Raw genomic sequence first — 628 nt, forward strand, 5'->3', positions numbered from 1 at the left:
CGCCGGTGTCCTCGGGGGCCCAGACGTTGAGATTCAGGCAGTCCTCGCTGAAGCCGTTGTCGGCCTCGAGCCAGCTGGTGTCGCCGGCCTGCAGAGGTGCCGGGCCCTTCTGGTCGTACGGCCGGTCCGGGTCGAACGGCAGCAGGACTGGGCGGCGGAAGCGCTCGGCCGCGGCGTACGGGATGCCCAGCCAGGAGCGCACGGCGTGGTTCGTGGTGCCGGTCATGAGGAGGTCCTCTCGGTGGTGGGTGGCTCGTCTAGCGCCCGGTCGGGTGTGTCACCGATCGCGGCGCGCAGCTGCGCCCAGTGGCGCAGGCGCTCGGTGATCGCGCGCTCGTAGCCGTGGCCGGTGGGCGTGTAGTAGGTCTCGCGGCGCATGCCGACGGGGAAGTACTCGGCGCCGGAGAACCCCTCCGGGGTGTCGGGGTCGTACTGGTAGCCGTCGCCGTAGCCGAGGTCCCTCATCAGTCGGGTCGGGGCGTTGAGGATGTGCGCCGGCGGCATGAGCGAGCCGGTGCGCCCGGCTGCTGCCCGCGCCCGGCTCGCGCCGCGGTACACGGCGATCGACTTGGGAGCCGTGGCGAGGTAGACCACCGCCTGGGCGATCGCGAGGTCGCCCTCGGGGGAG

2 protein-coding genes are annotated in these 628 nt (G+C 72.8%); both read right to left on the reverse strand.

Annotation, left to right across the window (positions count from 1 at the left end; genetic code table 11):
- Window positions 1–226: carboxylesterase family protein (locus FHR04_RS20780; protein ID WP_170214063.1), on the reverse strand; the 226-nt coding region annotated here is incomplete at its 3' end.
- Window positions 223–628, reverse strand: a 406-nt coding sequence (locus tag FHR04_RS20785; protein ID WP_476699092.1) for an AAA family ATPase, incomplete at its 5' end; no start/stop codon positions are given. The genes FHR04_RS20780 and FHR04_RS20785, both read right to left, overlap by 4 nt.

Origin of the sequence: Deinococcus radiopugnans ATCC 19172, assembly GCF_006335125.1 — a bacterium.
GTDB classification, from domain to species: Bacteria; Deinococcota; Deinococci; order Deinococcales; family Deinococcaceae; genus Deinococcus; species Deinococcus radiopugnans.